Consider the following 21,727-nt stretch of genomic DNA (forward strand, 5'->3'; position numbering starts at 1 on the left):
AACGCTACGAGCGGCCCTTGTGACCTGGGTCATCCCGGCGGACGGTCTTCGGGAGGAGATCGCTCCGGCCATCCGGAGGAGGAAGGCATCCTCCGCGCGGCCGGTGGCGGGGGATCAGTCGAGCAGGCCGCGCCGGATCGCCGCGGCCACCGCCGAGGCCCGATCGTTCACGCCGAGCTTCTCGTAGGCGTGCTGAAGATGAGTCTTGACCGTCGTCACGCCGACGAAGAGTTCGGCGGCGATGTCCTTGATCGCTGTTCCCTCGGCGGCGAGCCGCAGCACATCGCGCTCGCGCTCGGTCAGCGGCGGCTGCTCCTGCCGCCGGGCCTGTCGCCGGAGTTCCTCGGCCAGGCCCGTCTGCAACTCGGGCGGGATCACGGTAGCCCCGCCGGCGACGGCGAGGACGGTCTCGGCGACGGTCTGCCCGGAGACGATCTTCATCAGGTAGGCGCGGGCGCCGGCGGCCAGAGCGCGGTAGACCGTCGCGCTGTCCTCGTACGCGGAGACGATCACGCATCGCGACGCGAGGCCCTCGCGCGCGCACTGCTCGATGATCTCGATTCCGTCGGCCCCGGGGAGCATGAGGTCGAGCACCGCGACGTCGGGTTCGGTCCGGCGAAGCAGTTCGAGCGCGTGCGCGCCGTCCCCGGACACTCCGACGACCTCGATTTCGGCATGGCTTCCCAGCTGCGCGGCCAGCCCGTCGCGATAGACGGGGTGGTCGTCCGCGAGCAGCACCCGCACCAGGTTCATCCGCGGCTCTCCGAGGTCAGTTCGCTGATCGTGCGGACGAGCGCACGAAGGTCGACGGGCTTGGTCAGGTAGGCCGCGGCCCCGGCTTCGGTGAGCCGGGTGATGCGCGGGCCGAGCGCGTCCGCGGACACGACGACCACCGGGATCGCCGCCGTCTCCGGCTGGGCGCGGAGGCGGGCGAGGACGTTCTCCCCGTCGGCGTCCGGGAGGTGCAGGTCCAGCAGGATGATGTCGGGCCGGGCCACGCGCGCGAGCGCGACGCCGTCGGCCCCGGTCCTCGCGCAGGTCAGCTCGGCGACGCGTTGCCGCTCGAGCACGCCTCGCACGAGTTCGACGTTCGCGTCGGCGTCCTCGATGTACAGCACGTGCACCGAGGACAGGTCGGCGAGCGGCTCGCCAGGCCCGGTCTCCGCCGCCTCGTGCTGCGGCCGCACCCCGGGGGCGACCGGCAGTTCGAGGAAGAACACGCTTCCGCGGCCCGGTTTCGACCGCTCGACCCCCAGCGTCCCGCCCATCGCCTCGACCAGGGTGCGGGAAAGGGTCAGGCCCAAACCGGTCCCTTCCACCTCGGTCCCGCCGGCGTCGAGGCGCTCGAACGGGGCGAAAACCCGCTCGGCCTCCTCGGCGGTCAGCCCCCGGCCGGTGTCGGTGACCAGGAACCGGATCCGCCCTTCGCCGGCGCGGAAGGACGCGGTCACCATGCCGTCCGGGCGGTTGTACTTCACCGCGTTGCTGAGCAGGTTCAACAGCACCTGCGCGAGCCGGCGCCGGTTGGCCACGACGGCGGTGTCGAGGCCGCCGTGGAAATCCCGGGCGAGGGTGATCCCGCGGGCCTCCGCCAGCGGGCGCACGAGGACCAGCGCTTCCTGGAAGGCCTCGACCGCGCCGACCGGCTCGACCTCGACGTCCAGTCCGACGTGCTCGGTGGTGGTGATGTCGAGGACCTCGTTGATGAGGTTCAGCAGGTGGTGGCCCGCCTGCACGATCCGGTGCGCCCGGTCGGCCTGCTCGCCCCGCAGGTCGAGCTCCAGGAGCTGGCCGAAGCCCAGGATCGAGTTGAGCGGCGTGCGCAGCTCGTGGCTCATCCGGGACAGGAACTCCGTTTTCGCCGCGTTGGCGCGCTCCGCCTCGTCGCGAGCGAGGCGGACGGCCTGCTCGGCGTGGCTGCGGTCGGTGATGTCGGTCGAGATGCCGCCGACCGCGTACGGCTTTCCGTCCTCGCCGATCAGCGGGAACTTCGTCGACAGGTAGATCGTGTCTCCCGGGACCAGCTCCTCGAACATCATGCTCCGGGCCGCGTCGAGTACGCGCCGGTCGTTGGCGTGATAGGTGCGGCCGAGCCGGGCGCCGAAGATGTCGTCGTCGGTCATCCCGACGACCTCCTCCCGGCGGACCCCGGTGGCTTTCTCGAACGAACTGTTGATCAGCAGGTAACGCCCGTCGGCGCCCTTGAGGTAGATGAGCGCGTCGACCGCGTCCGCGATCGCCTGCATCATCTGCTCGCTTTCCCAGAGCGCGCGATCGGCCCGGGAGCGCGACGCGGTGACGTCGAGCTGCACGAGCACCAGCCCGGTGAGCTCGTCGGACCGCAACCGGTCGACGCGCAGAAGCACCGGAGTCTCCCCGCCAGCACCGGCGAGACTCACCTCGCGCGGTCCGCAGCCAGCCGCGAGCGCGTCGGCGGGCAGCGCCGGGAACAGCTCGCTCAAGCAGGTGCCCGCCGGAACAGAACGGCCGAGCAGCGCGCTGAACGCCGTGCTGGCGGCAACCACCTCGGCGCCGTCCGGCCCGTGGCGCACGATCAACGACGGCGCGACCGCGAGCTCGATCAGCTCCGCGGCCGCCGTCGATACTCCGTTGGATCGGCGCGACACGTCCACAGCCGCAGATCCTAGGCGCACACCGGCAGTGCGTCGGCCCATGACGCTGGTAAGCAGGGCGAACTGAGGCCGCTCTTTCGATTCAGGTCGCCGTTGTGCAACTGACCGCGTCATGACCTCGGCGCTTCCCGGACAGCCCGCCGGATCGCAGAGCTGAAGGAGCTGATCCGCGCCGATACTCGCTGTGACTTCGGGATTCCTGCCCAGGTCGCCGCCGGAGCTGATGACTTGAGCGCACGCGGCGTACCGGTTGCGCGTTCGGAATCCTGCACCGCCGCGTCCAGTATCGCCAAGCACTTGTCCCGCAGCGGTTTCGCCGGGGCGACGGCGTCTCACGGCGTCCCGTTCACGGTCGAGGACTCGCTGGACGTGGCGGGGGAGGGGCACCGCACGCGGCTCCGCGCTCTTCCGGAACGGTGCACCCGCTGCCCCGGCTCACCTGATCGAGGAGTCCTCGGGAGCAGGACCGACCCGTCCTGCTCCCGAGGAAACAGCGCGAATTATTTGAAGACACCGAGTTGCCGAGCGACCTGCTCAGCAGCCCGCTGACCAGTCAGGACCGCACCGTTCATCGTTCCGGCCCACTCGCCCGCGGTTTCCACCCCAGCCCAATGCACGCGCCCGTGCGGCTCGGCGAGAGCGCTCCCGTAACTGCCGGACGCGTAAGGGGGAACCGCCGGATTCGGGCCGCCCGGGGCGAACGGTTCCGTGCCCCAGCAGTGGTCCACGTAGTCGATCGGGGCACCGGCCTGCGGCCCGTACAGATCGACGAGCTGCCGGACGACGCGGTCCCGCCGGGCTTCCGGGCTGAAGTTGTCGTACACCCGGGGGTCGCAGAAGGCCATCAGAATGCCCGGTCCGCTGTCGTCAGGCGAGACGTCGAACGTGATGAACACGGTGCCGGTGTCGGTCAGTGCCTCGCCGGAAAGCCCGCTGCTGCGCCAAAACGGCTTCTCGTAGGCGACGAACGCCTTGCTCAACGCGCCCATCCGCCAGGTCTTGGCCAGCCACTCGCCCTTCTCCGGCAGCGCAGGCTCGAACTCGATGTCGGCCCGGTGCGCGGGAGCAGCGGTGACAATGGCGTACCTGGCGTTGATCACCTCCGAGTCGGTGCTGACCGTGACGCCACTGCCGTCCTGCGCGATTCGCCGGACCGGAGTGCCCACCACCACCCGGTCGCCGAGCTTCCCGGCGAGCCGCATGGCGATCTCCTGAGTGGTTTCGGCGTAACGCTCCTCTTGCTGACCGTCCTCGACGTCCAGCATGTGCGAAACCCCGCCCGCCGCGCGGATGTAGCGCAACGCGTGCAGCAGCGAGACGTCACCCGGGCTGCAGCCCCACTGCACCTTGCTGAGAATGGTCATCAGCGCACGCGTGCCAGGCTGCGCGTCGTTCTGGTCGAGCCATTCACCGAACGAAATCGCATCGAGCCGGTCGGCTTCCGGAGACTCCCAAACCGCTTCGACGTCGACCGTCGAGAGCAGCTCGTGCAGAATCCCTTGCACGCGGCCCATGTCCTCCACGGCCTCAGTCGAAATCTCGGGAATGGTGCCCTGGTAGGTACTGCGCTCCCCGCCCATCCACAGAACATTGAGACCTTTGGCGAACTGCGAGGTCGTAGTACACCCCAGCCGGCTCGCGAGATTCCGGATTTCCGTGTGCCGCCGCGAAACCCACGTCGCCCCGAGATCGACCTTGACCCCCGCGACCTCGCCGGAATACGACCGGCCACCGATCCGGTCGCGCCCCTCCACGACCCGCACGGACACCCCCAGGTCCGCGAGTCGTTCCGCAGCGGTCAACCCCGCGAATCCAGCGCCGACGATCACGACGTCCGCCGATACGGTATTCGGTTCACGCTCAACAGATTTCGACATAGTTCCCTCCTTGACACACGCGGTCCGCGTGGTGTGCGATGCATCGGGTAATCGCCTCGGCCGCGAAAATCCCGCGCACAGCTGGGCGGCCCGGTGTCCGGATGCCTCAGCTGTCATGACCGCCCTGGTTCTCGCTCTTTCCGCTGCCGATGCTTTCCACTGTTCCTGCCAGCGACAGCGGCTCCCCACTGCAGAACGCACCTGATTTCCCGAGGGCCGGTGCACGATGCACCGAGTTCCTTGGCCACAGACCAGCCGGGAAATCCGGAACCTTTCCATCCGCCAGGTTCCCGCCCGATGGCTGCCGAGAGCTTCGGGCGACTACTACAGTTTCTCTTATTCAGAAGACCACCGTTGCAGTGCGGACCGGTCTATGCCGAATTGCATTTCACGAGCACTCTCGCTGGATTCGCTCGAGAAAGTTTCGGGAGGACCGGGCCGCCTGCCCGGCAGAAGCCTGCCTCTGCCGGGCCCTGGCGGAGATCACCAGAGGTGAACCAGCCAGTTTTCCGTTCTCACGTCCGTGTCGAAGACATCGTCGTGCTCGCGCGACAACTCGGTCAGGAATACGGCGACGGAGTAATCGCGGACATCAGACGATCTGGAGAAGTTCGCTCTCAGTCCGGAGCGTGCTAGTGAATCGCTGCACCTGCGCCAGGGGAGGGGACGGTGGCGTAGCCCAGACTTCGACAGTCAGCCTGACGTCGGCAATTCCCGGCCGGAGCGTGAACAGCATGCAGGTATCCGACGACGTCACTGCGTCGGCACCGGATGTGCGTTCGGTGAGTTGCCGGGCAACGGTGAGCACGTCGCCGGTTCCAATGACGAACTGCTGGAATTCGGGGCGAAGTTCGGCGCGGACCGCGGCGCGACGCGGTTGTGCCGTCATGGTCGGCAGCGTAGCCCCCGTGGGGCTGTCCGCTCCGCACAGAGGGTTTCTGCCAGGACGTCGCTTCCGGCCGGCTGTGTCCTTCAAAGCCGGACCGGACGACAGTGTCGTCTTTCCGGCCAGCGGTCATGGATAGACCTTCCGGGAAGGATAAGCTCAACGTCGGGCAGTACAAGGAGAATCGGAGAAAGAGCGGAATGCTGAGCTTCCAGGATGCTTACACGCTGTGGCGGTGGCTTCCTTTCCCTCGCGGCGTGCTGAACCACCCCCTGGGCGACACCAAGGGTGAGCTGGCAGGCACCGAGGAGTACGTGGCCACGGTGATCCGCTTCGTGGAACGCGGCATCTTCATCCCCGCGCAGATCGATGTCCTGGCGAGACTGGACCGCATCATCGGCCGGATCGAAGCGTTGAACAGCGGGCTGACCGAGGAACAGCAGATCAGCGCGGACCAGCAGCACGCCTACGCGGTCCTGATGAAGATCATCTATGCGGGATTCCTGAGCCAGGCCCCGGCGGAGCCGTGATCCGGCGTCCGCCGGGCCGTCCTGGAGGTCTGCACCGCTGAGCGAGTACTCGCTCCGCCGTTGAAGGAATCTTCACGAACGAGCGGAAATTCCGCGCCCTTGGCGGTTCGCTCCGCACTGCGAAGTCAACCGGCCGGTGACGCGGGTGCTTGCAAGTAAGTGCTAGCTCATTGCAGGCCCTGGCGGCTGCGCCGAGTCCGTCGTGCGCGACGAGTGGATCGTCTTGGCGCAGGAGCTCTGGGGCGTTGCCGCGGTGTGTCGTGTGGTCGGGGAAACCTGTCGACACCGACAGTGCGTCACGCTGAGCTTCGAGACGGCTACGCGAATGAGAGGGCTCGGTGGGATTCACTGTCGATACGTTCCAGCTCGGCGTGTATGCAGGGATCGTCAAGAACCATCAGCAGGATGCGACGGCCGCGGAGAGATTCGCGGACAAGAACCTGCGGATTGGTGAGCAGCCTGGCCTGATCGCTGGGCTGGTCGGCAGTCACGAGCAGGCCAAAGCGGAGATCCTCACTGCTTTGCGGAGTCTGGAGAAAGTGTGCGAGGCGAGCGGGGCCGAGCTCGACCGTGCTTGGAGGATGTACGACCGCACCGACTACAGTTCCGCCGGTCGGCTGGACCAGACCTATCCCGATCCCGGCGGTCCGCCGCCGATGCCGTCGCTGCCCGGCATCCCTGCCAGCCAGGGGCCGGAGGCCGTCCAGCAGACTGCGTTTCCGGCCGCCCGGCTGGCCGAGCCCAAGGCCGACGGGTTCACCAACCCCGTTCAGACCCTCAACGATCTGGGCAATCTCATCAGCCCGGGGTACTGGATCCAGAAGGCTCTTGAAGGCACGATCGGGGTCAACCCGGTTCAAGAGTTCTCCAACTGGGTGGCCGGCGACTGGGAGCAATTCGCCAAAGCGTCGGACGCGTTGAACTCGTTGTCGTTATTCTGCTCCGACCTGGGACAGGATCTCAAAGCCAATATCGACGCACTGCTGACGTCCTGGACCGGCAACGTGGCCAACGAAGCATTCCATTACTTCACCGAGCTCGGCGACGTGGTCAACGGATACAGCGGAGGGCTGGCAGCTCTGCGAGACAAGTACCGCGAGGCGGCGCAAGGAGTTTGGGAGTTCTCGGAGTCGGTCAACGACCTGATCCAAAGCATCTTCGACAACGCCTTCTGGGCTGCCATCGAGGTCGCCGCCGGGGCTGTGCTGTCCGAGACCGTGGTCGGCGCGGCGGCGTTTTGGGCGTTGGCGGCTCTGGAGTGCAAGAGCGTCGTCGACGACTGGAAACAGATAAGCAACCTTCTGATGAATATTGAGAACATCGTTCGAATCATCCACGGCGGCATCCTCGATGTCGTTGGCTCCAGCGGAGCATTTCAGGCACACCCATTGCCCGCCGGCTACGATCACCCTGGCGCGTGAAGATGACCGAAGATCGCCCGCAGTTTTCCGCCGACCCGGTCCAGGACCGTGCACGGCATGCGTTGCTGGTCAAATTGGCCGCGAACACCCGAAACCCGATGATGGCGGAACTTGCTCGAGAACTGCTAGCCGGCAACGTGACGCCAAGACGGATCGTCGAGTCCCAGCTTTACGCCGGCGCTCTGGAGAAACCGGCTGACGACTTCGCCGCCTGGTACAGCGGCTTGTCGGAGTCTGAGAAGGACGCTGAGGCAGCCAAAGGCGAAAACGCGCTCCGCGATCTGGCAGACGAGCGAGCCGACGAATCACGGAAGCCTCGAACTTCGCGCTGTCAGGTCGAAGACGATGAGTACGTCGAAGACTTTTCCGAACGGGACTGGCTTGATGAGTAACAGCCGTCGAGCTTCGGACGAGGAGTCAGGCCCGATGTATTGGCAGAGCGCGATCCTCCGGCAAGCGTGTTTCAGCGCCCTCCTGATCAGCCTGGCCTTAGCGGCGCTCGCTGTGCTGGGTCTGTTTGTGCGACCGCATTGGTTGTGGGCAGTGCCGATCGGCTGCGCGGTGCTGAGCCTGCTTCTGGCCCTGCGGCTCAGGCTCGCGACGACCCGCGGCACGGTCGCGGTCCTGAGCACGGCGGTCCTGGTCCTTGTCGTCGCGGCTGGATGCCTCGCCGGGCTTGCCGCACATGTCACCCAGCGGTCCTGAGCTGGCGTCCCGATGGGTCGGGTGCGCGCTCCCACAGCAATCGAATCCGGCCCGTGAACCAGACAGGCGAGGACAAAGCCAGACCGCCGCCGCTTGCTCGGGCGCAGTTCGGAAGCGTACGTGCCAAAACGGCGAGGTCCCGCCGGTCCGGCTTGCACGGACAGGGCCGCGGCGACTCCGCGTCACCGGCGGCATTCACAGTTTCTGAACGCCGAGTTCGGCGAAGAGCCTCCTGGTTCCAGGGTCGACCGAGTAGAGGACCGTGCCGCGGATCGAGCGGGTCATCAAGACCCCGTACGCGTTCCGGATCGCGATGGCGAGGTCGTTGTCCTCGCGGATCCGGCTGGCCTTGCTCAGCACGTGCTCGCGGTGGACTTGCCAGCCGACGCCGTTCCAGGTGAGGTCGGGCCCCATGATCACGCCGCCCCACTCGTACTCGAGGCCCTGCGCGGTGTGGACGCAGCCGACCTGTCCGAAACCGCCGGGTTCCGTAGCCCAGTAACGTCGTTTCGGCACGCCGGGGGTGTCGTGCTGGTCGCCGGCGTTCCACGGGCGCGCCCACCCGGGTTCGGGTGCGACTTCCGGGTCCGTGCCGCTCCGGTCCTCCCACTTCCAGCAGATTCCGGCGGACATCCGTGCGCTTTCCTTGTTGCGCTCCTTGTCCCGGAGAAAGCGCTCCATGGTCGCGGCGCTCTCGGTGTAGCAGAGCTGGAACGGCTCCGGCTCGTCCCCGTCGTCCGGCCTCCAGGGGAGCGGGTCTTCGGCGAGCAGCCGGCGGATCCACGTGTCGTAGGTCGAACTGCCGACAGCGCGCAGCACCCGGTCCAAACTGATCGGCACGACCTCCGCGCCGAGGCTTTGCACCTCGCGGACGAGCGCTTCTGGAGACCAGACTTCGTCGGAGAACAACCGCTGGTCGCCGTCGATGAAGAACACCGGCACCTTCGCTCGGGTGACCACCACCGAAACCGAGGACTCGCCGGGGCGCATGGAATAGGAGCCCTTCATCGGCCGCTCCGTCAGCCGGTGCGCCTCGTCGCACAGGACGAGGTCCAACTCGTCCGCCGTGCGGTTGTCCGCGATGCTGTTCAGAGTCGCGAAAGCGGAGCGCCGCCCCAGCGCGGCACGCTTGAAGGTCTCGCGCGAAGCGACGCCGCCGGAGACGTAGCAGGCCTTGCGTCCCGTACTGAGCGCCCAGCCCAGCAGAGTGAGCCCGACGAGCGACTTCCCGCTCCCGGCGCGACCACTGACGACGAACACCTTCTTCGCGCCCGTCGACGGGCTGGCCACCTCTTCAGTCACCTTCTTCACTGCGGTCAACTGGTTCTCCACCAGGCTGAACCGCGTGTGCCCGGCTACGACCGCTCCAACGTCCGAGTCGATCAGCGAGCTGGTCCGGCGACGTTCGAGCAGGGCTTCGGCGGCGCCGGCGCCTGACTCCTCGCTGAAAGCGGTCTTGAGAAATTTCTCGAGCTCGCGAGGGACGCGTGCGGTGAAGGTCGGTACCCCGGGCCGAGGAGAGACATTTCTGATCCACTGCGAATCGGGATCCTTGAGATTGTGCAGGTACGACGCACCCGTGAGGTGTACGTAACGGTCGTCGAACATGGCGTGGTGCACCTTGAGCGACTGCATGTTCTCGTATACCTGCACAGCCGGATGCTTCTTGTTTCTTCCGTACGAGTCCACAAAGACCAGGTCGAGTGCGCATCGACCGCACATGGCGCCCGTTCCCGCCCGGCGGCACTCGGCGCACAGACCTTTGGCGGGGTTCGGCTGCGGACGTCCCGCCTGGCTCCACTGCTTCAGCTCGATCACCGCGTAACTCAAGCCGCCGTTCGGGTGGTAACCCGCCAGGACGACGTCCACCGGATTCATCGCCCCGACCCGGTACTCCACGAACATCCAGACCTGGTCCAGCCCGACGCGATCGAGCAAGGACGCCAGCCAATACACGCTTTCCCGCCAGGACCGCACGTCGCCGGGGCCCGCATCCTCGTTCTTCGGGTGCGCTTCCCGGAAGCGGTTCTCGATTTCCGGAATCAGCCGGTCACTGTCCCGAAGGATCTCCCGTGCCGGCCAGAACGCTTCCAGAGGCTTCCACGCGTTCGTCGTCGTCTCCTTCGAACCATTCCGCCGGAATTCTCGGGATCCCGCACTGCACAGGGGAACGAGGCCGAGAAAGCGGAATATTCCATGTGGGATTGGTCTGTCAGACTCAAGCTTGCGGGGTGCAGCGATGTGCTCCGATCGCGCAGTCGTCTGCGATCAGAGCACGTTTTCGAGCTTCACCCCCTGCTCTCGGAACCGGAACTGTCTTGGTTCGTAAACACGTTCTACACGATTAGGTGACCGGGTGCCGTCCCGGCCCTTCCGGAGCGACCGGACAACCTGGGCCGAACGGATGGTTTTACCGAAGGCTATTGCGGAGTGACTGTCTGTGCGTACCGTGGATGAGGTCGCCGGCATGGGGAGAGCTAGCGTGGGTACATCGAGCAGATGGACCGGGCCCAGAACGGACGTCTGGAAGGCGGTTTCCCGGAGCGTCGCGCGACTGCAACCGGCCCAGGACGCCGCGGCGATAGCCGCGGAGATTCCCGGGCCGCGACTGCCAGGCGATCACCTGGTCTCGGACGAGTCGGCGGCAAAGCGAGGACAACGCTGCCGGGAGGCGCTCGCAGCGGCAGTGCGCGACGACCCGGACGCGTTTGGACTGCGAGTGACGATGAGAGCAGCGGGCGAGTCGCTGATCGGATTCGTCGAAAGCTTCGGTCGGGGCCGCGGGCAGGACAACCTGGTTCCCGAGTCCGGCTGGCCCGGAACTCGCGAGGAATGGTTTGTCTGCCGATTCGTTTCCGCGGTTGCCGGAGAAGGCACGACAATCGCCGACGCCGTCGTGCGCCGTTCCGCCGCTGTGTGCGCGGAGAGGGTCCTTGCCAGTCCGGCCGCGGCGGACGCGATCGCGAAAGGAGATCCGGGCTGGAGCTTCCCGGACGGCCTCTTCTGCGAGATCTACCAGCTTCTGTTCGCCGATTGCGTCGCCGAGTTCGTGCATGCGGTCATCGCCGAAAAAGTGAAACTGGTGGTGCCTGCTCTTGTGCTGGTCGATCCGAGCGGCCAGATCGCCGACTGGGTCGCCGACCGGATCACCGAGGTGCTCCCGATGCCGTGCGCCGGAAAGCGCGAGCATCCCGAAGATCCGCGATCTGTCCTCGAACTGGGCAGGGACATGCTGCAGGACGCGGTCGCGATCGCGCTGGGACTGCCCGGGGCGGAAGCGTGACCCGCGGTCGCCGTTTCGCCTTCTCCGCGGACGGCCGGAGCCCCGAAGGCTTTAATCGCGAACTGCTCTCCGACGCCGACTTTCACGACAGGGAGGCTCGACTCGACAAGGGGGTCGCGCTGACCGGACCTGCGGAAACCTGGGCGCGGGATCTTCTCCAAGTCGCGAGGGCGGCCTACTTGGTGGACAAGCGCTACGTCCGCAAGACCGAGGACGGGTGGTCGCGCACTGTCGACTTAGTGGTTGAGGTCGCGGAACCCGAGCGCTGGGGTGCGGCACAACTCGCTGATCTCACTGCGCTGCTCGCAGCATTGACGAGCGATACCTGGTATGTCGCGGTGACCGGGGGCGCTGCTTACCGACAGTGGCTGGACTACGAAGAACGAGCATCGGAGGTTGCGCTCTTCTCTGGCGGACTGGACTCCACCGCCTACGCCGCGCAAGCCGCGACCGAACCTCGCGCCGGAACTTTGTTGCTGATGGGCTACGACGACAACATCCGCGCCCGTCAGCAAGAGGTATGCCGAGCCATCGGCCGTATCCAGCGCCGTCCGGTCAGGCTTGCCCAGATCGGCCAGCGGGTGCTTTCCGGCCCCGACGGCGAACTCGAGCGCAGCAGCCGCACCCGGGGCTTGCTCTACATGGCGACTGCGGTCGCCGCCGCATCGGCGCATCGCGTCGAGCGGATCAAAGCTCCGGAGAACGGCCAGCTCGCGATCAATCCCCCGCTGACACCGAACAGGCTTGCCTGTCTCTCGACGCGCTCGGTGCATCCCTGGACGCTGGAGCTGACGAATCGCCTGATCCGCGGGCTGGGAGGAGGTGTCGAGGTCATCAACCCGCTCCTGCAGTTCACCAAAGGCGAGGTGTGCAGCCAGGCACTGCACGCCGGCCTTACTCCGGACGACCTGGCACGCACGGTCAGCTGTGGTGATCCGAGCAGCGCACGCTACGCCCACCACGGCCGACTTAACTGCGGGCATTGCTATCCGTGCCTCGTCCGCCGGTCCGGGCTGCTGGCCGCCGCCGGCGAAGACCGAACCGACTACCGGGTCGATCTCGCCGAAGCCAATGCGCGAACCAAGACCACGGAGCACCTCCGGGCTTTGGCCCGGTGGCTGGCTGCCGACTTCGGATTCCGGGATGTGGTCGCCGATATGCCTTTCCCGCGCACGACCCCGATCCCGCTGGTGCTGCCGATGCTGCACCGCGGGCGGCGCGAATTGGCGGCGATGGTGGAACAGGTCGTGCCGGAGAACAGCGTGTTAAGGCGGAACTGGGTGCCCCGGCTCGCTAGCTGACCTTGAGCGCTGAGCTGATCCGAAGCGGTGGGCGGTCTGCGGCTACTGGCCGCAGCAAACGCCCCTGAAGCGCAAGAACGGTTGGTTACGCGGGCCTTCTTGTGACATCGGTGGTCAGTCCCGAACTGCGGCCGGTGGTAGGTATACGGCCGGCTGGAACACTGTCCGAGGAAGACGTCCGTGATCGGGCAGGTCGGTTCGGCGGGGAATCCTGCGCTGCCCGTGGGCCCCGTCGGTGGCATGCTTGGTTTGCTTGCAGGCGTTAGTAATTCCAGTCGCGGCAGTGATCACCCATGATCGTCCGATAACTACCCGGCTACGACCTCGGTGCAGATGTAACGTAACGCAGCGTGACCTCGACTTGGTATCGAGTGGACCATCGCCCGCTGAGCACCCGAGGACTTGACGTCCGCCTCGGCGTGCGCAACTAGGATCGTCAAGCGAGCAGCTAGTCAGCCGAGAAGGGGAGGCAGTGTTGTCGGGCGGGGGACCATCGATACCCAAACCTTCACCTCCACCGCAGGCTCAGCGCTGGTTCCAGGAGCGGACGTCGCCTTATCCTTGGGAGCAGGACGGGCTCGATCACGTACGTCGGCTCATGCCGAAGGCTGCGCCGTACCGCGCTTGGGCCACCTTCTCGTTCACTGCCGCGTCCGGGCGCATCAACGAGTGCGATCTGCTCATCGCCGTCCCCGGCGGCCTCTACCTGCTCGAGCTCAAAGGACACCCCGGGCGGGTGGTGAACAACGGCGACACCTGGAGGTTCTTCCAGGACGACTCCAATCGGGTGTTGACACTGCGCAACCCACTGCACTTCACCGACCTCAAGTGCAAGGAACTCAAGGGAAGGCTGGAGTGGGCAGCCAAGCAGTTGCACCTCAGCACCCGGCTTCCCCGCATCGAGCCCGCCGTGTTCCTCTCTGCGCCGAACTTGCGCTCCGGACTCGACGAAGTGCAGAGCACCCGCGTCTATGGCCGCGATGAGGCATCAGAAGGGTTGCCGTGGCTGTGGCGCGACCTGCTGTCCCGACCGCCGCAACAGGAGCGGCAGCGGATCACGCCGGAGTTTTCTCGGCATGTTCTGCCGCAGCTGCTGGAGAAGATCGGAATCCGTGCGTCCACCGCGCACCTGCGCTTCGGCGACGACTGGACTCTCAGCTCCGACCTGCTCGATGCGGGTCCCACCTGGGAGGACCGCCTGGCCGAACGGACGGGTATCGTTCGCGAGGAGGGGCGGGTCCAGCTCTACCTCACCGCTCAGCAGGCGACCGACGAGCGGCGGCAGTCGGTAGAGCGCGCTGCGCGCCGCGAGTACCAGGTCCTGCAGGGCATCACCCATCGCGGCATCGCCCAAGCCATGCAGATTCGCGAGCACCAGGCGGGCCCTGCGATCCTCTTCCGCCATCGCGCCAACGACCTGCGGCTGGAGTCCTACCTGGCTGTGCACGGCGAGCGTCTCGGAGCCGAGGTCCGCCTCGACATGGTCCGTCAGCTCGCCGAGGCCGTCCGGTACGCGCACAGCCGATCCCTCTACCACCGCGCGCTGGCTGCCCGGTCCGTATACGTGTCGGCGAAGGACGATGGCGCCGAGCCGATCATGCGGATCGTCGACTGGCAGGCCGCGGCGCGTGACTTCGACACCACCGGTTTCTCTTCGATCGGCAACACCTCGCTGCCCGGCGAACACGTTTCCAACGCCGCCGAGGTGTACCTGGCACCGGAGTTCGACACCCCCCTTCGCCGACCCGGTCGATCTCGACGTGTTCGGCCTCGGTGCGATCGCCTACCTCGTCACCACCGGGCAACCCCCTGCTGCCCAGCGCAGCGGACTGATCGAGCGCTTGGCCGCCGACAAGGGCCTGCATCCGTTCGCTGTCTCCGACGGCGTGTCCGACGCCTTGGATTCGCTGATCTTCGACGCGGCCCGTGCCGACATTGCGGACCGGCTGGATTCGGCCGATGCGTTCCTGACCCGCCTCGACGCCGTCGAACGTGACGGCGCCCCGACCGACGAAACTGCACCTCAGGTCGACCCGCTCACCGCCACCCCCGGGCAGGCCGTCGACGGCGACTGGATCGTGGAACGCATTCTCGGGACCGGCGCGACAGCGCGGGCCTTGCTCGTCAGCCGCGCCGAGGAGGACGAGGACGGCAAGCCGCACAGTGAGCGGCGTGTCCTCAAGATCGCGCTGGACGGCGACAAGGCCGCCCGGTTGCGTGCTGAGGCCCGCGCGCTGGAGCAGGTGTCCGCCTGAGCCTGCAGCTGGTGCTTCACCTTGACGCGGTTGTCGGCCGACATCTCGCCGGCGTAATCAGGTAGCGTTCATCTGAACCTGACGTGTCAGCACTCGCCGCATGTTCAGAACTCAGGCCAGGTGTTCCGAACGAGGACCTCTCGAACAACGCGTCGATCTTGCTGCTTACCAGGAAGTCCGCCTGGTTGTTCATGCATCGGCCCGCTTTTCCAGCCGATGGTGGTGCCGATGCGGATCCGCGTGACCGGAACCACGGAGCGGGAACGCACTTCGGTTCGAGGGTACGACGTGATCAGCTACCCCTGAATCTGCCATGGCTTTCCGCAGCCGGGCAGGCTCAGCGCGGGGTAGCGCCAGCGACACTTGGCTACCCAGGAGTACTGCTGTCTGGCAGGCGGGTAGCAAACAAGCCAGCACCTGCTCTTTGAGCGCATCCGCAAAGGACTCGACGATGGCTGGTTCTGCGCCGAACAATCGGGTGTCCCCGGCGACCGGTGCCGGCCGCCGACCCAGCGCATGACACAGCTGGAGGCTCGCAACACCTGCGCTTGCGGCGTCGTCAGCCCGAGCAATGCCGCGTTCACCCAGGCCACCGACGCCAGCCGCGCGGCGACGCGTCCAGCCTCCTCCGCCATCGCTCACCGAGCACGTGCGGCCGGTGGGCCAGCACTGTCGCCAGGTTCTGCCGGTCGAGGCCTGCGAGACGGCCGATAAGTGCGTCGACGGTGGCCGTCGGCCTGGGCTGACGATCGCTGGATGGCGTGGTCCGTCAGGGCCGAACGGGTGGATTGTTCGCGTGAGGTGTGACAAGGGCGTGCTGGTAAACGATCTCTCCCCGGAAACCTGTGAGGAGGCTGGTGATCGCACACGATGCACGCCAATCGGGCAAGTTCCGTTGGGCGCGATCTTCTGGCATGCTGGAGGGCTCGTCGCAGAACGTCGGGCCCGCACGTGCCAGGTACGTGCGGTCGACCGTTCCGTTCTGTCGAAGGGGATCAGCGGTATGACCGCACAGCTGGACACCGGGCGGCTCGAAGTCGTCGCCGGGAAAGCCGCCGAGTGGCGGCGCAATCTCATCGACCTCAGTTTCCGCAATACCTTGCTTTACTTCAAGACCACCAAACTGGGCAGCCTCGACCTTACCGATGCGGACCCGGCTGCCCTGGCGGAGCTGACGACTCGCGGCAAGGTACGGCTGAGCAAGCTGGTACCCGAGCAGGAGAAGCTCAAAGACGCCTGTAGCCGGACCCGGGCCCTCGGCAAGCGGATCCAGCTCTTCGAAGAGGAACAGGGGCTTGACGTCGGCCGAATTGCGTTTGGCTTGATTCGCACGACCCCTCGGCAGCGGCAGGGCTCGGTTCCGGTGCCGCCGCTGCGGGCGCCCCTTCTGCTGCGGCCGGTCACGATCAAGGCCAGGACGAACTCCGAAAGCGACTACACGCTCGAGCTCACGGACGAACCCGAGCTCAACCCAGTGCTTTTGCACGCACTGAACGAGCAGTACGGCGTCGATGTCGCAGGGCTCGCGGACCGGCTCGGCGACGTGATCGACTCCGCTTCGGACCACGCGATCCAGATGGAGAGCGCCTACTCCCGGCTGACCGAGGTCGCCGCGGCTCAGGGGATCGCGTTGCAGCTGGAGAAGGCTGTCGTGCTCGGCACCTTCAACTACGAGAAGCTCCCGATGGTCGAGGATCTGGCGAACGCGACCGAACTGCTGGCCTCGCACGACCTGGTTGCCGCCATGGCCGGGTTCGCACCGGCCGCCGAATCGCTGGTCGCGGAGGGCGGGTTCCGCCCGCCGGCCGTCGATTCCTTGTCGCCCGCCGACGAATTCCTGGTCCAGGACGCGGACTCGTCCCAGCACCGGGCGATCATGACGGCCTTGTCGGGCAGACACGTCTTCATCGAAGGCCCGCCCGGCACGGGCAAGAGCCAGACAATCGCGAACATCATCGCCGGGGCGGCCGCGACCGGGAAAAAGGTGCTGTTCGTAGCCGAGAAGCGGGCGGCCATCGAAGCGGTGCTCAACCGGCTGGCGGCCGTCGAGCTCGACGGTTTGATGTTCGACTTGCACCAGCAGAAGATCAGCAAGCGGGAAGTAGCCCAGCAGCTCGCGCTCAGTCTCGACCAGCTGTCGAAGGAACCGCCGGTCGACGCCACCGCGTTGCACAACCGCCTGTCCGACGCGCGGCAGCGCCTGCTAGACCACTCGCGGGAGCTACATACACGGCGACAACCGTGGGACCTGAGCGCGTACAAGGTCCGGCAGCGGCTGCTCGACCTGCCACCAGGCCCCGAAATTCGCGGCGCTTTCCGGGGAAACCATCTCCGTGCCTTGGACGCAACAGTTGTCGGCGAACTCGAGCAGGGGATCAAGGACTTCGTCGACCGCGGCGGCTTGCGGATCCTGCGGCGCGAGACGCCATGGTGCAACACACAGGTCCGCACCGTCGACGAGGCCGAAGCGGTGCTGATCCAGCTCGACCAATTATCCAACCAGACGCTGAAGCGCAGTCAGCACGGTGTCCAGCGGCTCGTCACGCAAACCGGCCTGCGCCAGCCGCAGGACTTCGCAGGGTGGGAGGAGGTGCTCGGTCTTCTCGACGGCATCACCCAAAGCGTCCGCGACTTCGGGCCGACGATCTTTGGGACCCAGCTGGATCAGTTCGCGCAGGCGACTGCGGACCGTGCCACTCGGGCTCGGTACTCGCAACCTCTCTCGTGGGGACAGCGGCGAGCATTGGTGAAACAGCTCAGGGGGCTGACCACGACCGGCTTGCGCAAGAAGCCGGCACTCCACGCGGCGCTGACGGCAGTACTCGGGCAGCGGCAGCGCTGGCAGGAGCTCGGCGGCCGCGAGGTGGCGCCGTCCGAAATCATCGGGCTCGACCAGGTCGCGCGTGACTACACCGAGCTGCGTCGCCAGCTCGCGGCGGTGGCCGTGTCGGCACAGTGGCCGGATCTGGCCGACGGCCCGGCGCCCCAGGTCGAACAACGGTTGACTGCCTTGGCCAGCGATAAGGACATGCTATTCAAAATGCCGGGTCTGAACGCGCAGCTGGATCGGTTCCGCCAGCTCGGTCTCGAGCCGTTGCTCAAGGACATCGCGGATCGCAACCTTTCGTCCGACGAGGCTTGGCGAGCGTTCGAACGCATGTGGCTCTCCTCTATCGAGGACGACTTCAAGCTGCGGATCCCGGAACTCGGGCAGTTCGTGGCCGACCAGCAAAGCCGGGCCGCGGCCGATTTCCGCACTGTGGACCGAGAGCACTTCGCGATGGCTGCCCGGAGGGTCAGGCGGCGGGTGGCCAGGCGTGCCCGCGAGGCCCAGGACACCTATCGGGACCAGGCGCAGATCCTCAAGAAACAGGCCAGCCTGAAGACGCGGCACATGCCGACTCGCAAGCTTGTGGAGAAGGCGTCGGACGTGCTGCTCTCGCTTCGGCCGTGCTGGGCTATGTCGCCGCTGGTGGTGAGCCGGATGCTGCCGGCCGAGCGGTTGTTCGACCTGGTGATCTTCGATGAGGCGAGCCAGATCCGCCCGCACGATGCGATCACGTCGATCATGCGTGGCGAGCACTTGATTGTCGCCGGTGACGAGAAACAGCTGCCGCCGTCGAACTTCTTCGACCGGGCGATCACCATCGACGACGAGGAAGACGACAACGACGAAGGCGAGCTCTCGGATTACGAATCGGTCCTGACCGCACTTCGGCCGATCATGCCGTCGCAGGAGATGCTGCGGTGGCATTATCGCAGCGCCGATGAACGCCTGATCGCATTTTCCAACAAGGAGATCTACCGCAATGGGCTGGTCACCTTCCCCGGTGCGGAGAGAGAAACCCCCGTTGCTCTCGTCAGCGTGGACGGTCAGGCCGCACCGGGGCAGAAGGGCTCGTCTCCGGCCGAGGTCGAGCGCGTCGTCGAGCTGATCATGGAGCACGCGCGGACGCGGCCGGCAGAAAGCCTCGGTGTGATCACTCCCGGCACCACACATCAAGCGCGGATCGAGCAAGGGCTGATGCGGGCCCGTCGCGACCATCCGGAACTCGAAGATTTCTTTTCCGACGACGAGAAGGAGCTAGGCCGTCGGTTCTTCGTCAAGAACCTGGAGAGCGTGCAGGGCGACGAACGAGACGCGATCATCCTCACGATCGGCGTGGCACGCACTGCGTCGGGCAAAATCAACAAGACGGGCTTCGGGTTTCTCAACCGGAAGGGCAGCGAGCGCCGGGTCAATGTCGCGGTGACCCGTGCGAAGCGCCGGATGACGCTGGTGGCTTCGTTCACTCATCACGACATCGAGCCGTCCGCCGAGATCACCGGCACCGAACTGCTCCGGCGCTATCTCGATTTCGCTACGCACTTGAACGCAGACCAAGTCGGGCGGCCGTTGCGCACGCCGTTGAACGGGTTCGAACGTTCGATCTCTGACGCCCTGGCACGTCGCGGTGTTCCGGTCCACTCGCAGTGGGGCTTCTCGGATTATCGGATCGACTTCGCTTTGGAACACCGTGATCAGCCAGGGCGGATGGTGCTGGCTGTCGAAGCGGACGGGCATGCTTACCACCAGGCGCACAGCGCCCGGGATCGGGACCGGCTTCGCCAGACCCACTTGGAAAACCTCGGCTGGCGCTTCCACCGGGTCTGGTCCTCGGCGTGGTTCGCCGACCCGGAGCGCGAAGCCGAGAACATCGTCGTGGCGTGGCACGAGGCGATGGCGGCCGTCGACACGGCCGTAGCGCCGGCTGCGGAGCCGGCGCCACGGCCGGCCGACCCGCCGCCGGTGGCCGTCCGCGGTCCACGGCCACCGGTCCCGGCCGGTCTGTCCATTCAGGAGTACCCCGAGCGGCAGCTCATCGAGATCTGCCGCTGGCTGATGCGCGACGGCCTCCTGCTCGACGCCGATCAACGGCTGACCCAGGCGATGTCCGAGCTGGGATTCCGGCGACGCGGCCCCCGGATCGTCGAACGGCTGAGCCGGGCCGTCGAGATCGCGCTGCATCTCGCGGACAAGGAGGAGAACTGATGTTCCCGTTGGACTACCGGACGGCCGTCCGGCTGGCCGAGGTCATCGTCGACATGGACGGCTCCTACGAACGGAAGGGATATCAGTTGGAGGAGCTGCTGCGGCACGCCGGATGGGCCGACCCGCCCGAGTACGACGGCTCGCGGCGGGTGCCGTGGTTGCGCGATCAGCTCGTGGAGCGCGCCGACAACCACGCCGAAATCGAGCGCCTGCTCTGCCGGGTGTGCGATCCGATCGAGTACGACGACGGCGCGGCGGTCGCGGAGGAGTTCCGCCTGGTCGTCAACGAGAAGCTGGCTCCGGAGGGCCTGGTCGTCACCCTGGTCGGCGGCCGGCCGGTGATCGGAGAGCTCGCCGCGGACGGGGGCAACCCGGTCTTCGCGGAGCCGCCGGAACTCCAGCGCCGCCTGAAAAACCTGATCGCCGATGAGAAGACCATCGAAGTGCTCATGGGCCGGGTGGCCGAGGCACGGATCTGCGTCGAGGGCGGCGCGTACCGGATGGCGACGATCGGAATCGGCACCTTCATCGAAGGCCTGCTGCTGTCGGTTCTCCTGGAGCGCGACGAAGATTTGCGGAAACACGGATTCCCGGATGTTCGCCAGCGAATCGCCCCTGACAAGCGTTCGACAAAGCGTTCGAGCCCCGACTGGGTTTCGATGGAACTGTTGATCGACACGGCCTTTGCGAAGGACTGGGTGCAACTCGACGCGACGGCGTTCGCGCACACCGTGCGAGATTTCCGGAACTTCATCCACCCGCGCAAAGAACTGGCGGAAAGCCCCCGATTCGATGCGGACACCGTGATGCTGTGCTGGGGTCCCGTTCAAGCGCTGCTGAACGATCTGGAGCAGAACCTGGAACCGGTCGGGAAGTGACAAAGGGTCCCGGCCGCGGAGGCCGGGACCCACTTGGTCGGGTCCTTGCCGGAGGGGCCTGTCCCCGTCGCGGTGCAGCTGGGCCGATACCCGGGCTGGCCGTGATGAATTGGTGTGACTCTTGCGGTCTTCGCAGCCGCGCTGACTGGTCCGAAGCTGGACAATCTGGCCCCGCTTTTGCCCAGACCTCGATCTTGACCTGCGGTTCGACCACGAAAGGAGGCTGTCGACGTGACAGCCTCTCCGCGGGTGGACAGTAAGTGTCCTGGGGATCACAACTCCACACGCCTGCACCTGGCTCCGTGAACGACGTAGCTTTCTCACAGAAGCAAGCCCTTCGGTTTGGTTCTGGCTTATCGTCGGCGGAAGGTCCCTCGACGGCCGTAGCGCGCGTCGATTATCCGAGTGCGCCGAGCCTATGCAGACGTGCCAGCGCGGCGGCGGCGTGCTGCCGCAAGGCCTCGTCCAGGTCCCGGCGCTCTGCCGGTGAAGCCTCAGGCGATACGAAGTACTCGTCGACCTCGGAGAACAGTGCGTCGAGGACGGCAAACACGTCGTCCGGGCGCAGTGCTTCGTCGTTCTTCATCAGGTCGAGGTATTGCTGCTCGAATTGGCCAGCGTCGATCGTGCGGTCGACGAACCGCCCGATCAGCTCGCCGTAGTCGTCCGCGTCGCGCTTGTTCTCTTCGGATTCGCTCATCTCACCCTCCACCCAAGGACCCGGCGGCGTCGGCGCCGAACAATTCCAGGCCCTCGATGACCGAGCAACGTTCGTCGTGTCGATTCCTCGCGGTTTCCCGAGCTGCAGGCTGCCCGGCAAAAGTGTTACGCGGACTCCTCGAACGAGGCCCCGCTACGATCGAGCCGTCGAACACCGCGGCGCGCTCGGCCGTCCCGTTCGGCCCGTGGCCGCCTCCGGCCGAAAC

16 protein-coding genes are annotated in these 21,727 nt (G+C 66.4%); 10 read left to right on the top strand and 6 right to left on the bottom strand.

The window, feature by feature from the left end; all coding sequences use genetic code 11:
- Nucleotides 1-114: 114 nt before the first annotated feature.
- The 4 genes from EIZ44_RS25650 to EIZ44_RS25665 all read right to left on the bottom strand — a co-directional run bounded on the left by EIZ44_RS25650 (nucleotide 115) and on the right by EIZ44_RS25665 (nucleotide 5,399).
- The gene (locus EIZ44_RS25650) at nucleotides 115-753 is read right to left on the bottom strand and encodes a response regulator (RefSeq protein ID WP_134731633.1); all 639 of its coding nucleotides are present in this window, start codon (nucleotides 751-753) and stop codon (nucleotides 115-117) included.
- On the bottom strand, nucleotides 750-2,633 hold the full coding sequence (locus EIZ44_RS25655; RefSeq protein ID WP_167754274.1) for a PAS domain-containing hybrid sensor histidine kinase/response regulator: 1,884 nt from the start codon (nucleotides 2,631-2,633) through the stop codon (nucleotides 750-752). Before EIZ44_RS25655 ends, EIZ44_RS25650 begins: the two co-directional genes overlap by 4 nt.
- Before the next feature lie 500 nt (nucleotides 2,634-3,133).
- Nucleotides 3,134-4,510: a flavin monoamine oxidase family protein gene (locus EIZ44_RS25660; RefSeq protein ID WP_134731637.1), complete on the bottom strand. Its 1,377-nt coding sequence runs from the start codon at nucleotides 4,508-4,510 to the stop codon at nucleotides 3,134-3,136.
- 592 nt (nucleotides 4,511-5,102) lie between these two features.
- The gene (locus EIZ44_RS25665) at nucleotides 5,103-5,399 is read right to left on the bottom strand and encodes a hypothetical protein (protein ID WP_134731639.1); all 297 of its coding nucleotides are present in this window, start codon (nucleotides 5,397-5,399) and stop codon (nucleotides 5,103-5,105) included.
- 254 nt (nucleotides 5,400-5,653) lie between these two features.
- Between EIZ44_RS25665 and EIZ44_RS25670 the strand changes: the two genes are divergently transcribed.
- The 4 genes from EIZ44_RS25670 to EIZ44_RS25685 all read left to right on the top strand — a co-directional run bounded on the left by EIZ44_RS25670 (nucleotide 5,654) and on the right by EIZ44_RS25685 (nucleotide 8,052).
- Complete coding sequence (locus EIZ44_RS25670; protein WP_134731641.1) at nucleotides 5,654-5,926, top strand: hypothetical protein; 273 nt, start codon at nucleotides 5,654-5,656, stop codon at nucleotides 5,924-5,926.
- Nucleotides 5,927-6,264: 338 nt separating this feature from the next.
- Nucleotides 6,265-7,347, top strand: a complete 1,083-nt coding sequence (locus EIZ44_RS25675) for a hypothetical protein (protein ID WP_134731643.1) — start codon at nucleotides 6,265-6,267, stop codon at nucleotides 7,345-7,347.
- Entirely contained in the window at nucleotides 7,344-7,739 is a 396-nt protein-coding gene (locus EIZ44_RS25680; RefSeq protein ID WP_134731645.1) for a hypothetical protein, read from the top strand. Before EIZ44_RS25675 ends, EIZ44_RS25680 begins: the two co-directional genes overlap by 4 nt.
- 34 nt (nucleotides 7,740-7,773) lie before the next feature.
- A complete protein-coding gene (locus EIZ44_RS25685; RefSeq protein ID WP_134731647.1) occupies nucleotides 7,774-8,052 on the top strand; it encodes a hypothetical protein in 279 nt (92 codons plus the stop codon).
- A gap of 195 nt (nucleotides 8,053-8,247) precedes the next feature.
- Here EIZ44_RS25685 and EIZ44_RS25690 read toward each other — a convergent pair whose 3' ends face one another.
- Nucleotides 8,248-9,990 (bottom strand): DNA/RNA helicase domain-containing protein, encoded by a 1,743-nt coding sequence (locus EIZ44_RS25690; protein WP_205673298.1) that lies wholly within the window; start codon nucleotides 9,988-9,990, stop codon nucleotides 8,248-8,250.
- Nucleotides 9,991-10,771: 781 nt separating this feature from the next.
- Between EIZ44_RS25690 and EIZ44_RS25695 the strand changes: the two genes are divergently transcribed.
- From EIZ44_RS25695 to EIZ44_RS25715, 6 genes are all read left to right on the top strand, one after another.
- Nucleotides 10,772-11,335, top strand: coding sequence for a hypothetical protein (locus EIZ44_RS25695; RefSeq protein ID WP_134731651.1), 564 nt, complete (start codon nucleotides 10,772-10,774; stop codon nucleotides 11,333-11,335).
- Nucleotides 11,332-12,636 carry an adenine nucleotide alpha hydrolase family protein gene (locus EIZ44_RS25700; RefSeq protein ID WP_134731653.1) on the top strand — a complete coding sequence of 435 codons (1,305 nt, stop codon included), beginning with the start codon at nucleotides 11,332-11,334 and terminating at the stop codon, nucleotides 12,634-12,636. The genes EIZ44_RS25695 and EIZ44_RS25700 overlap by 4 nt, the downstream gene beginning before the upstream one ends.
- Before the next feature lie 598 nt (nucleotides 12,637-13,234).
- Entirely contained in the window at nucleotides 13,235-14,632 is a 1,398-nt protein-coding gene (locus EIZ44_RS25705; RefSeq protein WP_240691411.1) for a protein kinase, read from the top strand.
- A gap of 82 nt (nucleotides 14,633-14,714) precedes the next feature.
- Entirely contained in the window at nucleotides 14,715-14,891 is a 177-nt protein-coding gene (locus tag EIZ44_RS45650) for a hypothetical protein (RefSeq protein ID WP_240691412.1), read from the top strand.
- Between the two features lie 649 nt (nucleotides 14,892-15,540).
- Nucleotides 15,541-19,923: a PDDEXK-like endonuclease domain-containing protein gene (locus EIZ44_RS25710; RefSeq protein WP_240691413.1), complete on the top strand. Its 4,383-nt coding sequence runs from the start codon at nucleotides 15,541-15,543 to the stop codon at nucleotides 19,921-19,923.
- The gene (locus EIZ44_RS25715; protein WP_134731655.1) at nucleotides 19,923-20,801 is read left to right on the top strand and encodes a hypothetical protein; all 879 of its coding nucleotides are present in this window, start codon (nucleotides 19,923-19,925) and stop codon (nucleotides 20,799-20,801) included. Before EIZ44_RS25710 ends, EIZ44_RS25715 begins: the two co-directional genes overlap by 1 nt.
- Nucleotides 20,802-21,198: 397 nt before the next feature.
- Here EIZ44_RS25715 and EIZ44_RS25720 read toward each other — a convergent pair whose 3' ends face one another.
- A complete protein-coding gene (locus tag EIZ44_RS25720) occupies nucleotides 21,199-21,501 on the bottom strand; it encodes a colicin immunity domain-containing protein (RefSeq protein WP_134731656.1) in 303 nt (100 codons plus the stop codon).
- Between the last annotated feature and the right edge of the window lie 226 nt (nucleotides 21,502-21,727).

The organism is Amycolatopsis nivea (genome assembly GCF_004522235.1).
GTDB classification, from domain to species: domain Bacteria; phylum Actinomycetota; class Actinomycetes; order Mycobacteriales; family Pseudonocardiaceae; genus Amycolatopsis; species Amycolatopsis nivea.